General features: G+C 67.9%; 13 protein-coding genes, 1 tRNA gene and 1 pseudogene. 12 read left to right on the top strand and 3 right to left on the bottom strand.

Features of this window, described 5'->3' with window-relative positions; translation table 11 throughout:
• The gene (gene pcaDC, locus LRA89_RS09450; RefSeq protein ID WP_230769942.1) at positions 1-1,179 is read left to right on the top strand and encodes a bifunctional 3-oxoadipate enol-lactonase/4-carboxymuconolactone decarboxylase PcaDC; all 1,179 of its coding nucleotides are present in this window, start codon (positions 1-3) and stop codon (positions 1,177-1,179) included.
• Positions 1,179-2,381 (top strand): 3-oxoadipyl-CoA thiolase, encoded by a 1,203-nt coding sequence (pcaF, locus tag LRA89_RS09445; protein ID WP_230769941.1) that lies wholly within the window; start codon positions 1,179-1,181, stop codon positions 2,379-2,381. Before pcaDC ends, pcaF begins: the two co-directional genes overlap by 1 nt.
• A gap of 54 nt (positions 2,382-2,435) precedes the next feature.
• Here pcaF and LRA89_RS09440 read toward each other — a convergent pair.
• Positions 2,436-2,525 (bottom strand) — tRNA-Ser (locus LRA89_RS09440).
• Between the two features lie 117 nt (positions 2,526-2,642).
• On the opposite strand from LRA89_RS09440, the gene LRA89_RS09435 reads away from it, so the two are divergent.
• The 10 genes from LRA89_RS09435 (at position 2,643) to mazG (ending at position 11,888) form a co-directional block, all read left to right on the top strand.
• On the top strand, positions 2,643-3,665 hold the full coding sequence (locus LRA89_RS09435) for a lytic murein transglycosylase (protein ID WP_230769940.1): 1,023 nt from the start codon (positions 2,643-2,645) through the stop codon (positions 3,663-3,665).
• Between the two features lie 11 nt (positions 3,666-3,676).
• A complete protein-coding gene (locus LRA89_RS09430; protein WP_230769939.1) occupies positions 3,677-4,390 on the top strand; it encodes an SPOR domain-containing protein in 714 nt (237 codons plus the stop codon).
• Positions 4,391-4,415: 25 nt separating this feature from the next.
• Positions 4,416-5,582: a D-alanyl-D-alanine carboxypeptidase family protein gene (locus tag LRA89_RS09425; protein ID WP_230769938.1), complete on the top strand. Its 1,167-nt coding sequence runs from the start codon at positions 4,416-4,418 to the stop codon at positions 5,580-5,582.
• The gene (gene tmk / locus LRA89_RS09420; RefSeq protein ID WP_230769937.1) at positions 5,579-6,205 is read left to right on the top strand and encodes a dTMP kinase; all 627 of its coding nucleotides are present in this window, start codon (positions 5,579-5,581) and stop codon (positions 6,203-6,205) included. The genes LRA89_RS09425 and tmk overlap by 4 nt, the downstream gene beginning before the upstream one ends.
• Positions 6,202-7,152, top strand: a complete 951-nt coding sequence (locus LRA89_RS09415) for an AAA family ATPase (protein WP_230769936.1) — start codon at positions 6,202-6,204, stop codon at positions 7,150-7,152. Before tmk ends, LRA89_RS09415 begins: the two co-directional genes overlap by 4 nt.
• Before the next feature lie 222 nt (positions 7,153-7,374).
• Complete coding sequence (metG, locus tag LRA89_RS09410; RefSeq protein ID WP_230770019.1) at positions 7,375-8,922, top strand: methionine--tRNA ligase; 1,548 nt, start codon at positions 7,375-7,377, stop codon at positions 8,920-8,922.
• On the top strand, positions 8,919-9,698 hold the full coding sequence (locus LRA89_RS09405; protein ID WP_230769935.1) for a TatD family hydrolase: 780 nt from the start codon (positions 8,919-8,921) through the stop codon (positions 9,696-9,698). Before metG ends, LRA89_RS09405 begins: the two co-directional genes overlap by 4 nt.
• The gene (locus LRA89_RS09400) at positions 9,695-10,459 is read left to right on the top strand and encodes an MBL fold metallo-hydrolase (protein WP_230769934.1); all 765 of its coding nucleotides are present in this window, start codon (positions 9,695-9,697) and stop codon (positions 10,457-10,459) included. Before LRA89_RS09405 ends, LRA89_RS09400 begins: the two co-directional genes overlap by 4 nt.
• On the top strand, positions 10,456-11,097 hold the full coding sequence (locus LRA89_RS09395) for a retropepsin-like aspartic protease family protein (RefSeq protein ID WP_230769933.1): 642 nt from the start codon (positions 10,456-10,458) through the stop codon (positions 11,095-11,097). The genes LRA89_RS09400 and LRA89_RS09395 overlap by 4 nt, the downstream gene beginning before the upstream one ends.
• Before the next feature lie 32 nt (positions 11,098-11,129).
• Positions 11,130-11,888, top strand: coding sequence for a nucleoside triphosphate pyrophosphohydrolase (gene mazG / locus LRA89_RS09390; protein ID WP_230769932.1), 759 nt, complete (start codon positions 11,130-11,132; stop codon positions 11,886-11,888).
• Positions 11,889-12,023: 135 nt separating this feature from the next.
• Here the strand turns inward: mazG and hflX are convergent, their stop codons facing one another.
• Positions 12,024-13,310 carry a GTPase HflX gene (gene hflX, locus LRA89_RS09385; protein ID WP_230769931.1) on the bottom strand — a complete coding sequence of 429 codons (1,287 nt, stop codon included), beginning with the start codon at positions 13,308-13,310 and terminating at the stop codon, positions 12,024-12,026.
• Positions 13,307-13,810, bottom strand: a pseudogene (gene hfq, locus LRA89_RS09380) (RNA chaperone Hfq); the annotation flags it as partial. The pseudogene hfq and the gene hflX, both read right to left, overlap by 4 nt.
• Between the last annotated feature and the right edge of the window lie 36 nt (positions 13,811-13,846).

The raw sequence follows: 13,846 nt of genomic DNA, 5'->3' as shown, positions 1-13,846 counted from the left end.
ATGGCCATGACGATTTGGGGTGGCGTGCGGCTGCACTGGCGGCTGGAGGGGGCGGCCGACCGGCCGGTGCTGGTGCTGCTCAACTCGATCGGCACCGACCTGTCGCTGTGGGACCGCACCGTCCCGTTACTGCTCCCCGCCTTCCGCCTGCTGCGCATCGACACGCGCGGGGCGGGCGGGTCGGATGCGCCGGACGGCGATTACAGCCTGTCGATGCTGGCCGACGATGTCGTCGGCGTCATGGACGATGCCGGGATCGCACGGGCGGCGGTGGCGGGCGTGTCGCTGGGGGGCATGGTCGCCATGCAACTGGCGCTCGATCATGCCGACCGGGTGTCGGCGCTGGCGCTGATCTGTACCTCGGCGACGATGGACCCCGCCGCGTGGCAGACGCGGATCGACACGGTGCGCGCGCAGGGCACCGCCGCCATCGCCGCCATGGCGGTGGGGCGGTTCCTGTCGTCCGGTTTCGCGGCGCGCCACCCCGGGATCGCCGAAACCCTGCGCGACGGCATCGTGCGACAGGCCGATGCCGGCTATGCCGGGGCGGGCGCGGCGATCCGCGATATGGCGCTGGCCGGGCGGATCGCCGCGATCGCCGTGCCGACGCTGGTCGTGACCGCGATGCTCGACGTCTCGACCCCCTATGCCGGGCATGGCGAGCATCTCCTGACCATCCCCGGCGCGCGACACGTCGGTATCGAAGGCGCGCATCTGCCGCCGATCGAGGCACCGGCGGCGCTGGCGAGCGCGCTGCGCGGCTTCCTCGACGGTGACGACGCGGTGAATGCGGCGGCCGACACGTTGTTCGACGCCGGCCTGCTTAACCGTCGCCGGGTGCTGGGCGATGCGTGGGTCGATGCCAGCCTCGCGAAGCGCACCCCGTTCACCGCCGATTTCCAGGCGATGATTACGCGCATCGCATGGGGCGAGATCTGGGGCCGCCCCGGCCTCGACGACCGGACCCGCCGCCTCCTCGTCCTCGCCATCACCTGTGCGCTCGGCCGGTGGGAGGAATTCGCGCTGCACGTCCGCGCCGGGCTTCGCGAGGGCGGCTTCACCACCGACGAGCTCAAGGAAGTGCTGATGCAGACCGCGATCTATGCCGGGGTGCCCGCCGCGAACACCGGTTTCGCCGAAGCGCAAAAGATCATCGCCATGCTCGAACAGGACGCCTGATGCCCGACGCCTATCTCTGCGACGCGATCCGCACGCCCATCGGCCGGTTGAATGGCGCGCTGTCGGGCGTCCGCGCCGATGATCTGGCGGCGATCCCGCTGCGCGCACTGGTCGAGCGCAACGCCTCGGTCGACTGGGAAGCGGTCGACGACGTGCTGCTCGGCTGCGCCAATCAGGCGGGCGAGGACAATCGCAACGTCGCGCGCATGGCGGTGCTGCTCTCCGGCCTGCCCGACATGGTTCCCGGCGGCACGATCAACCGGCTGTGCGGATCGGGGCTGAACGCGGTCGGCAACGCGGCGCAGGCGATCCGCTGTGGCGACGCCGGCCTCGTCATCGCCGGCGGCGTCGAGAGCATGACCCGTGCGCCCTATGTGATGGGCAAGGCCGGCACCGCCTTCGACCGCGCACAGCAGGTCGAGGACACGACGCTCGGCTGGCGGTTCGTCAACCCGGCGATGAAAGCGGCCTATGGCGTCGATACGATGCCGCAGACGGCGGAAAATGTTGCCGACCAGTGGCAGGTAAGCCGCGAGGATCAGGACCGTTTCGCACTGGCCAGCCAGCAAAAGGCCGCTGCGGCCATCGCCGGCGGACGGATGGCCGTCGAGATCGTGCCGGTCACGATCCCGCAACGCAAAGGCGATCCGATCGTCTTCGCGCGGGACGAACATCCCCGCGCGACCAGCCTCGACGCGCTGGCAAGGCTCAGGCCGGTCGTCCGGCCCGATGGTACGGTGACGGCCGGGAACGCATCGGGCCTGAACGACGGAGCAGCGGCAATGCTGATCGCGTCCGGGGCCGCCGCCGCTCGCCACGGCCTGATCCCGCGCGCGCGCATCCTGGGGATGGCTTCGGCTGGAATCGCGCCCCGGATCATGGGGGCAGGACCGATCGAGGCGGCGCGCAAGCTGTGCCGGATCACCGGCGTGCGTCTCGACCAGCTCGACGTCATCGAACTCAACGAAGCCTTCGCCGCGCAGGCGATCGCGACCTTGCGCGACCTGAACATCGCCACCGACGATCCGCGGGTGAACCGCAACGGCGGTGCGATCGCGCTTGGGCATCCGCTCGGCATGTCCGGCGCGCGCATCGCGATGACGGCGGCGGAGGAACTGCATCGTACCGGCGGTCGCTACGCCATGGCGTTCATGTGCATCGGCGTCGGACAGGGCATCGCCCTGATGCTGGAGCGCTGCTGAGATCGGTGCGACCGGTGTCGTCGCCGGCCTGACCATCACGCGGCCATGCAGCGATGGCGGAAGCGGTGGGATTCGAACCCACGGAACGGTTGCCCGCTCGCCGGTTTTCAAGACCGGTTCCTTAAACCACTCGGACACGCTTCCAGATCGCAGCGCTGCCTAGAACCGGTGCGGCGCATCGCGCAAGCCCCGTCGCAAACAAGAGGGGTTCATCCGCCCCGCCGCCTGTGCCAAGACTGCGCCATGGCGGGAGACCGGGTAATGCGTATCTTCAGGACGGGGTTTGCCGCGCTTCTTGCCCTTACGGCCGGTGCATCGGCATCGGCACAGGACGAAAGCGGGTTTCAGGCATATCTTCAGGGCGTGGCGGTCCGCGCGCGGGCCGACGGTGTGCGCCAGGCGACGATCGATTCGGTGCTGCCGACGCTCACCTACAATCCGCGCGTCGTCGAACTCGACCGGCAACAGCCGGGCACGTCGTCGACCAGCGCGGTTCCGCGCTTCGCGCCCTACAAGGCGCGCCATGTCGATACCGCGCGGATCACGCGCGGGCGCACCGCCTATCGCGCGCAGCGCGGCCGGCTGGCGGCGATCGAGCGCGAAACTGGGGTTCCCGAGGAGATCATGGTCGCGATCTGGGGCCATGAAACGAATTACGGCAGCTATACCGGCGACTTCGATCTGCCGCGCAGCCTTGCGACGCTCGCCTACGAAGGCCGCCGCCGCGCGCTGTTCGAGCCGGAATTCATCGCGACGCTCAAGATGATCGATCGCGGCGTGCCGCGCGACCGGTTGAAGGGGAGCTGGGCCGGGGCCTTCGGCTATCCGCAGTTCCTGCCGTCGATCTACCTGCGCCTGGCCCGCGACGGCGATGGCGACGGTATCGCCAACATCTGGTCGAACGAGGCCGACACGCTGGCCTCGATCGCGAACTATTTCCTCAACGCCGGCTGGCGTTCCGGTCAGCCATGGGGGTTCGCGGTCGCGGTGCCTTCGGGCTTCGACCGGGGGGTCCTGACGCCACGCTCGCTCTCGCCGCGCTGCCCGCGCGTGTTCGAACGGCACAGCCAATGGCGGACGCTCGGCGAATGGCGCTCGCTCGGCGTCACGCCGCAGGATGGTCGGCGCTACGACGACGCGGTGCAGGCGACGCTGATCGAACCCGATGGCCCCGGCGCCACCGCCTATCTGCTGACCGGCAACTACCGCGTGATCCTCGACTATAACTGCTCCAATTTCTACGCGCTGTCGGTCGGGTTGCTGGCCGATGAGGTCGCGCGGTGATGGTGCCGCTGATGATCGTCGCGCTCGCGGCCGGGGCGCAGGACGCGCCACCGGTCCACGAAGCACGGCTCGACGACATCGGCCGGGCCGGGCGGACCGACGGGAGCGGCGTGTTCGTCGTCCATCGCTCGCTCGCCCCCGACAGCTTCGTCGAAGTGACCGCGCTCGACACCGGGCGGATCATCCTCGCGGCTGTGAAGGCCGGCGCGCCGCTCCCGCCCGATCGCGTCGCCGATCTGTCGGGCGCCGCCGCCGCCGCGCTGGGGCTGCCGGAGGTTGCGCTGGTCGCGGTCCGCATCCGCCCGGTTACGCCCACGCCGCAGGATCAGACGGTGCTGCGCGCCGGCGGCGTGGTCGCTAGGCTCGATGCGCCGCAGCCGCTGCTGGTGGCACTGCGCCGCCGCCTGCCGACGCCCGTCCGCCCGTCGCGCGAGATGCTGCGCGCGAGCGTCTCGCCCCCCGCCCGCACGCCCAAGCCGTTCCGCCCCGCGGCACCTGTCGCCGTTGCCCCGGCAACCGGCCAGTGGTTCGTGCAGGTCGCCGCGCTGTCCGATGGTCCGCGCGCCGAACAACTGGCAAATTCGGTCGGCGGCGTTGTGCGACGCACGGGCACGCTGTACCGGGTCCAGGCCGGCCCGTTCGCCACCCGCGCCGCCGCCGATACCGCCCGTGCCTCGCTGGTCCGGCGCGGCTTCGGCGACGCGCGGACGATCGCCCCAAACTAACGTCCAAACGGAAGCGTATCCCACCATGCGTACAATCGCCCTGTCGAGCATCGTCGCCCTTGCCGTCGCCACCCCGGGCATCGCCGCTGCCCCGACGTTCGAGACGCCGGCCCCGGTCGCGTTCATGACCGACCTGTCGTCGGGCGCGACGCTCTTCGCCAAGGATGCCGATCGGCGGATGCCGCCGGCATCGATGGCCAAGATGATGACCGCCTATGTCGCGTTCGACCTCATCAAGAAGGGCGATCTGAAACTCAGCGACACCGCGCTCGTCTCGCCCGAAACGTGGCGCAAATGGCACGGCCCGCAGGCCGGCTCGACGATGTTTCTGTCGGTGAACGAGAACGTCAGCGTCGAGAACCTGCTCTACGGCATCGTCGTCCTGTCGGGGAACGACGCCTGCGTCGTGCTCGCCGAAAAGATCGCCGGGTCGGAGGAAGCCTTCACCAACCTGATGAACCAGCGCGCCAAGGAACTGGGCCTCACCAACAGTCACTTCGGCACCTCGAACGGCTGGCCCGACGAAGGCCGCACCTATGTCACCGCGCGCGATCTGGCGAAGCTCGCCTCCGCCACGATCCAGAACCATCCGCAGCTCTACAAGCAATTCTATTCCAAGGAAAACTTCACCTGGGGCAAGACGCTGGGCAGCGGCAGCGCCATTACCCAGGCGAACCGCGACCCGCTGCTCGGCAAGGTGCGCGGCGCCGACGGCCTCAAGACCGGCCATACCGAGGAAGCGGGCTATGGCTTCACCGGTTCCGCCGAACAGGACGGCCGCCGCCTCGTGATGGTGCTCGCCGGGCTGACCAGCTTCAACCAGCGCGCCAGCGAATCGGTCAAGTTCATGAACTGGGGCTTCGGCGCATGGCGCGCGCGCCCGATCGTCGCGGCAGGCAAGCGGGTCGAGACCGCCGATGTGCAGATGGGAAACGTCAACCAGGTCGGGCTCGTCGCGCCGCGCGCGCTGACCGTCACCATGCCGGCGGGCACCAACAGCCCGATGACCGCCAAGGTCGTCTACAACGGCCCGATCAAGGCCCCGATCGCCAAGGGCCAGCATATCGCCGACCTCGTCATCACCTCGCCCGATACCGGTGAACAGCGCATGCCGCTGGTCGCCGAGAGCGCCGTCGCCGAGGCCGGCTTCTTCGGCCGCGTCTGGGCAGGGCTGACCGGCCTGTTCGCTTGAGCGCGGGGCGCTTCCTGACGCTGGAGGGCGGGGAGGGGGTCGGCAAGTCGACCCAGGCCCGCGCCCTCGTCGCCGCGTTGGAAGCACGCGGGCTCCACGCCGTGCTGACCCGCGAACCGGGCGGCAGCGAGGGCGCGGAGGCGATCCGCGCCCTGTTGATGCAGGGCGATGTCCGCCGCTGGAGCGCGCATGCCGAGGCGCTGCTGTTCGCCGCCGCCCGCGCCGATCATGTCGAAAAGGTCATCCGCCCGCTGGTCGATGCCGGAAGCTGGGTCGTGTGCGACCGCTTCCTCGACAGCACCCGCGCCTATCAGGGGGCGCAGGGGATCGACGATGCGGCGATCCTCGCGCTCCACGCCTTCGGCTCGCGCGGCCTGCTGCCCGATCGCACGCTGCTGCTGACCCTGCCAGAGGGGCAGGGCGACGCCCGCGCCAGGGCGCGCGACGGCGACGATGCCGATCGCTTCGCCGCGCGCGACAGCGATTTCCACCGCTCGGTCGTCGCCACCTTCGATCGCATCGCCGCCAGCGAATCCGACCGCGTCCGGCGGATCGATGCCGGCGGCGCGCCCGAAACCGTGACCGCGCGGCTGATGGAAGCGCTCGCCGACCTGCTGCCATGACCCTGCGCGGCAACGCCGCCGCCCGCGCGGCCTTCGCCGCCGCGACCGCCAGCGGCGCGCTCCACCACGCATGGCTGCTGACCGGCCCCGAGGGCGTCGGCAAGGCCAGTTTCGCGCGCCAGACCGCGATCGACCTGCTCGCCGCCCGTGAGGGACGCGAGCGGACGGAAGCGATAATCGCCGCCGGCGCGCACCATGGTTATCGCGAACTGGTCCGCTTGCCCAAGGACCCCGACAAGCCCGATCAGGACATCGCGCGCAGCATCGTCATCAAGCAGGTCCGCGCTCTCCAACCGCTGTTCGCCCGCTCGCTCGAACCCGGCGAACGGCGCGTGGTGGTGATCGACGCGATCGACGATCTCGAACGCGGTGCGGCCAACGCGCTGCTCAAGAACCTCGAGGAGCCGCCTCCCGGCACGGTGTTCCTGCTCGTCAGCCATGCGCCCGGCCGCCTACTCCCCACGATCCGCTCGCGCTGCCGCCAGTTGCGCTTCGACCCGCTCGAGGATCACGACGTCGGCGCGGTGATCCGCGATCACCTGCCCGACACGCCCGACGACGAAATAGCGGCGCTGGTCGCGGCGGCCGAAGGCTCGCCCGGCCGCGCTCTGCAATATGCCGGCCTGTCGATCGCCGCGCTCGACCGCGATCTGGCGGCCATCCTCGCCGATGGCGATCCCGCCAACCGCACCCGCAGCCGGCTCGCCAAGGCGCTGTCGGGCAAGACCGCGCACCCACGCTACCTCGCCTTCCTCGACCGCGCCCCCGCGCTGATCGCATCCGCCGCAAAGGACCGCACCGGCGCGGCCTTGCGGGACGCGCTCGACGCCTATGACAAGGCGCGCGCCCTCGCCGCGATGGCCCCGGCACTGTCGCTGGTGCCCGAGACGACGGTGTTCGAAATCGCCGGCCTGATCGCGCGTCTGGCCCAGCCAGCGGATCGCTGAGGTCAATCAAAACACCGACGAAATTTGCTCCCCTCCCTGACAAGGGAGGGGTCGGGGGTGGGTAGGCCGGTTGTGGAACGCTCACCCTTCCTCGCGGACCAACCCACCCCCAGCCCCTCCCTTGTCAGGGAGGGGAGCAATGCAGAATCCGTCTTGGATAAGCAGATGGCATCGACTCCCGACCATTGCCGTTTCTGGGGCAGGACCCTAGAGCGCTCGGCTATGTCCGAACCCTATTACATCACCACCGCGATCCATTATCCCAACGGCCGGCCGCACATCGGCCACGCCTATGAGATGATCGCCGCCGACGCCATCGCCCGGTTCCAGCGGCAGGCGGGGCGCGACGTGTTCTTTCAGACCGGCACCGACGAACACGGGCTGAAGATGGTCAAGACCGCGCGCGACCGCGGCGTCGAGGTCCGCGCGCTGGCCGATGAAATGTCGGGCTATTTCCATGAGATGTCGGGCAAACTCAACATCTCGTGCGACCGCTTCATCCGCACCGTCGAGCCTGAGCATTATGCCGCGTCGCAGGCGATCTGGCAGGCGATGCAGGATGCCGGCGACCTGTATCTCGACCGCTACGAGGGCTGGTATTCGGTCCGCGACGAGGCGTTCTACGAGGAAAAGGAACTGACCGACGGCGAGGGCGGGGTACGCCTGTCGCCGCAGGGCACGCCGGTCGAATGGACCGCCGAGGAGACGTGGTTCTTCCGCCTGTCGAAATACCAGCAGCCGCTGCTCGATTTCTACGCCGCCAACCCCGATTTCATCCAGCCCGAAAGCCGTCGCAACGAAGTGCTGCGCTTCGTCGAGGGGGGCCTGACCGACCTGTCGGTATCGCGCACCAGCTTCGACTGGGGCGTGCCGGTGCCCGACAGCCCCGGCCATGTCATGTACGTCTGGGTTGATGCGCTGACCAACTATCTGACCGGCGCGGGCTACCCGGACGCAACCAACAAATATTGGCCCGCCGCGCTGCACCTGATCGGCAAGGACATCGTCCGCTTTCACGCGGTCTATTGGCCCGCGTTCCTCATGTCTGCCAAACTGCCCTTGCCGCACAAGGTGTTCGGCCACGGCTTCCTGCTCAACCGAGGCGAAAAGATGTCGAAGTCGACCGGCAACGTCGTCGATCCGATGCAGCTCGCCGAACTCTACGGCGTCGACGCGCTGCGCTATTTTCTGTTGCGCGACATCAGCTTCGGCCATGACGGCACCTTCTCCGACGAGGCGATCGTCGCGCGCGCCAACAGCGATCTGTCGAACAGCTTCGGCAACCTTGCCCAGCGCACGCTGTCGTTCATCGCCAAGAACCTCGGCGGCGAACTGCCCGCCGACGGGCGCGGCGATCCCGCCGACGCCGAACTGCTGGGCGTCATCGCCGAGGCGAACGCCGCCTTCGCCCGCGCGTTCGACGATCTCGCGCTGTCACAGGCGCTGGAGGCATGGATGCGCGGCGTGTTCGCCTGCAACCAGTATATCGACGTGCAGGCTCCGTGGGCGCTGCGCAAGACCGATCCCGACCGGATGCACGCCGTCCTCGGCACATTGGTCCGCGCGATCCGCGATCTTACCGTGGCGATCTATCCGGTCGTACCCGCATCGGCCGCGAAGCTGCTCGCGCAACTGGGGCAGGGGGAAACGCCGCACGCGCTGCTCGGCGACCATGGCTGGTACGCGGCTGCACAAGCGGAGGGCTTTCGCATCGCCCCGCCGACCCCCATCTTTCCCCGACTGACGATCGAGGAAACCCCCGCCGCATGAAACTGGCCGACAGCCACTGCCACCTGAACTACAAGGGCGTCGCGGAACAGCAGGGCGAGGTCCTCGCCCGCGCCCGCGCCGCCGGGGTCGCCTCGATGCTCAACATCGCGACCCGCGAGAGCGAGTGGGACGCGGTGGTCGGCACCGCCGAGCGCGAGGCCGATGTCTGGGCTACGGTCGGCATCCACCCGCACGAGGCCGACCAGCATCCGCATATCGACACCGCCAAACTGGTCGAACGCGCCGCGCACCCCCGCATCGTCGGCATCGGCGAAAGCGGCCTCGACTATTATTACGACCATAGCGACCGCGCCGCCCAGCAATCGAGCTTCCGCGCCCACCTCGCCGCCTGCCGCGAAACCGGGCTGCCGATCGTCGTCCACACCCGCGATGCCGAGGCCGACACCGCCGACATCCTGCGCGACGAGCTGGGGAAGGGGGCCTTTCCCGGCGTCCTCCACTGTTTCACCGGGTCGGCCGAGCTTGCCCGCACCGCGATCGATCTCGGCTTATACATCTCGATCTCGGGCATCGTGACCTTCAAGAGCGCGCAGGATCTACAGGCGGTTGCGCGGTCGCTGCCGATCGAGCGGCTGCTGATCGAAACCGACGCGCCGTTCCTCGCCCCCGTCCCGCATCGCGGCAAGCCGGGCCAACCGGCATTTGTCGCCGACACCTGCCGGTTTCTGGCCGACCTGCGCGGCGAGGATGCCGATACGCTCGCCGAGACGACCTACGAGAATTTTCACCGCCTGTTCGCGAAAACCCGCGCGTGAAGCTGCGCATCCTCGGATCGGGAACGTCCTCGGGGGTGCCGCGCATCGGCAACGACTGGGGCGCCTGCGACCCGACCAACCCGCGCAACCGCCGGACCCGCGTCTCGGCGCTGATCGAGGCGGACGGCACCCGCATCCTGATCGACACCGGCCCCGACATGCGCGAGCAGTTGCTGGCGGCCGACGTCGCCGATGTCGATGCGGTGCTGTGGACCCACGACCATGCCGATCACTGTCACGGCATCGACGATCTGCGGCAGTTGTTCCACAATCGCGGCGAACCGGTCCGGGGCTATGCCCGCGCCGACACGCTCGAAAGCCTGAAGGCGCGGTTCAACTATGCGTTCGCGGGCAGGGCGGGCTATCGCCCGACGATCGCCGGCGCATTGCTGCCCGACGAGCTGACCGTCGGGCCGATCCGGGTGCGCTGTACCGATCAACCGCACGGATCGATCCTGTCCGCCGGGCTACGCTTCGATACCGGCGGCCATTCGATCGGATATGCCACCGATTTCAGCGCGGTAACCGACGATATGCGCAGCCTGTATGAAGGCGTTGACGTCCTCGTCGTCGACGCCTTGCGAGTCAAACCGCACCCGACGCATCCGTCGCTGGCCGAGGCGATCGACTTTGCAAAAGCCGTGCGGGCAGGGCGGTCGATCCTGATCCACATGGATCATTCGATGGACTATGCAACGCTCGCCACGACACTGCCGGCGGGGATCGAGCCAGGGTACGACGGGCTGGAAGTCGCGCTGTGACCGATGATCGCACGCTCTGGCTGATCTTCGGTCTGGCGATGCTGGTCCTGCCGCTGGCCTCGCTGATCGCCAGGCGTCCGTCGATCGGCGATGTGCTGCGCGCCGTCATCGGCTGGATCGTCATCGCCGGCATCGTCTATGTCGTGATCGCTCAGCGCGACCGCATCGCCACGGCCTTCGCCGGCCTCAACGAACGCATCGGCGGCGCCGAACAGACCGTCGACGGCGACACCGTCCGCATCCGCGCCTCGGCCGATGGCCATTACTGGGCAACGGTCCGGCTGAACGGTGTCGAACGCCGCATGCTGATCGACAGCGGCGCGACGATCACCGCGATCTCCGACGACACGGCACGCGCCGCCGGCATCGAACCGCGTCGAAGCCCGCCGGTACTGCTCAACACCGCCAACGGCGCGATCCGCGCCGAACGCGGTGTCGCCGAAACCGTTCGGCTCGGCGGCCTCGAAACGCGCGACCTCGGCGTGGTGATCTCGCCGACGTTCGGCCGCTTCGACGTGATCGGCATGAACTTCCTGTCACGCCTCGATGGCTGGCGGGTGGAACGAGGCACGTTGATCCTTGAGGGAAGTTCGAAGTTGAATATCGGCAACTCGACGTTTTCGAACCAAAGCCAATAATTTTACATAATGTTGATTATCGGACTAGCGCAATGACGGATGTAACGGCACGGATCGTCGCAATCATGGCCCGCTTACGCGACCCGGTGAACGGCTGCGAATGGGACCGCGCGCAAAGCTTCGCGACGATCGCACCCTATACGATCGAGGAAGCCTATGAAGTTGCCGACGCGATCGCCCGCGGCGATACCGACGATCTGAAGGACGAACTCGGCGACCTGCTCCTCCAGGTCGTCTTCCACAGCCGCATCGCCGAGGAAGCCGGCCTGTTCGACCTCAGCAACGTCGTCACCGCGATCAGCGAAAAAATGGAACGCCGCCACCCGCATATCTTCGGCAACGCCGCCACCGGCGGCCAACCGATGTGGGAACAGATCAAGGCCACCGAACGCGCCGCGAAAGCCGGGCCGGCCGGCGCGCTGGCAGGCGTGGCGCTGGGACTGCCGGCGCTCAGCCGGGCGGAGAAGTTGCAGAAGCGGGCGGCACGGGTCGGCTTCGACTGGCCCGACGCGGCGGGGCCGCGCGCCAAGATCGACGAGGAATTGCGCGAGGTGGAGACGGCCGTGCCGGACGATCGCGCCGGGGAGGTCGGGGATCTGTTGTTCTCGGTGGTCAACTGGGCGCGGCATCTGGGGATCGATGCCGAGGCGGCGTTACGCACCGCCAACGCCAAGTTCGAGCAGCGCTTTGCAGCGATGGAAGCCAGCGATCCGTACTTTGCCGAACGATCGCTGGAACAACAGGAAGCTGCGTGGGTCCAGGCAAAACAACAGCTTGGATCCCTGCCCTGACACCCGGTTTCAACCGATCCGCCGAAAACGCCTGCTGGAGTCGGATGGCTCTGGAACGATAGGTAGCATTCCAAAACCTGTTCAGCGACTCCCGGCGGGTCGTTTTCGGAGTCTGGTGGACTCCCCGGCCCCGCCCTATCGGGTCAGGAACCGGTCATAGTCCGCCGGGGCCATGCGCACGTCGTACAGCGCCCGCTCCCCGTCGATCCAGTGATCGACGACTTCACCATGCGCGTGGAGCCATGCGGCACTCGCGCCATCTTCCGGCGCCAGCGCGATGCGGAAGCGGCGATGCCCCTGCGTCAATCGATCGCCGACTGTGCGGACAAGGCGATCGACCCCCTCCCCGGTCAGCGCCGAGAGCGCAACGACATCATCGCGATGCGCCGCCTCCCCCACCATTTCGATTCGAGTATCCTCGTCGAGCAGATCGAGCTTGTTCCATGCCTCGATACGCGGGGTGGTTTCATCTACGCCGATCTCACGCAATACCGCCTCGACGTCCGCCGCCTGTGCGTCGGTATCAGGGTGGGCGACGTCGCGGACATGGATCAGCAGGTCGGCCGACACGACTTCTTCCAGCGTCGCCTTGAACGCCGCGACCAACTGGGTCGGCAGGTCGGACACGAAGCCCACCGTGTCGGACAGGATCGCCTTGTCGATGCCCGGCAACGATATTTGCCGCAGCGTGGGATCAAGCGTGGCGAACAGCAGATTCTCCGCCATCACCCCTGCCCCGGTCAGCCGATTGAACAACGTCGATTTACCCGCATTGGTATAGCCGACCAGCGCCACTACCGGCCATGGCGCACGCTGGCGCCGATCGCGGTGCAGCGTCCGCGTCCGCGACACGCCGTCGAGTTCGCGCCGCAGCCGCGCCATCCGGTCGCGGATCAGGCGACGATCGGCCTCGATCTGGGTTTCGCCCGGACCGCCGAGAAAGCCGAAGCCACCACGCTGCCGTTCAAGGTGGGTCCAGCTCCGCACCAGTCGACCGGCCTGATAGTCGAGGTGGGCCAGTTCGACCTGTAGCCGGCCCTCCGCCGTACGCGCACGCTCGCCGAAGATTTCGAGGATCAGCCCGGTACGGTCGATGACCTTGCAGCCAAGCCCGGTTTCGAGATTGCGCTGCTGCACCGGCGTCAGCGCCGCATCGAACACGGCAAGCTGGATGTCCTCATCCCGCACGATCGCGGCGAGTTGATCGACCTGCCCGCTGCCGATCAGCGTAGCGGGCTTGGGCGCGCGGACGCGGAAAGGCACGCGGTGCCGAACCTCGACACCGATGGCCAGCGCCAGACCGGCGGTTTCCTCCAGCCGGGCATCGGCATCGCGGGCCGATCCGCCCATGTCGGGCAGCACGACGATCGCGCTGGCGCCCCGAGTGAATTCCTGTGCGTCGCGATCGAAACCGGTGCTCAAGCCTCGTCCGCTCCCAACGCCTGTTCCTCTGCCAGATTCAACGGATTGGCCGGTTGAATCGTCGATACCGCATGCTTGTATACCAACTGCGACATGCCGTCGCGCTGGAGCAGCATGCAGAACAGGTCGAACGCCGCGATCTGCCCCTGCAACATCACCCCATTGACGAGGAACATCGTGACATTCTCACGCGCCTTGCGAACGGCATTCAGGAAAATTTCCTGCAACGGCGCGTTCTTCGACGAATGTTCGGCCGCCGCTTCGATCACCGACGCAAGATCGGCGGGACCCGATGGCATGATCGTCGAGATGGCATGCTTGTAGATGAGCTGCGACTGGCCGTCGCGACGCAGCAGCACCGAGAAATTGTCGAACCACGTTACAATGCCCTGGAGCTTCACGCCCTTGACGAGAAACATCGTGACCGGTGTCTTCGACCGGCGCAATGAATTGAGAAACAGGTCTTGAAGCGACCCCTGCCTGTCGGCCATGGCTTGCCCTTGTTCTTGGCGGAACTCTTATTCCGCATAGCGCCG

It is taken from the genome of Sphingomonas sp. Leaf4 (genome assembly GCF_920939515.1).
In the GTDB taxonomy this organism is placed as follows: domain Bacteria; phylum Pseudomonadota; class Alphaproteobacteria; order Sphingomonadales; family Sphingomonadaceae; genus Sphingomonas.
This window is presented reverse-complemented; position numbering and strand designations above follow the sequence as displayed.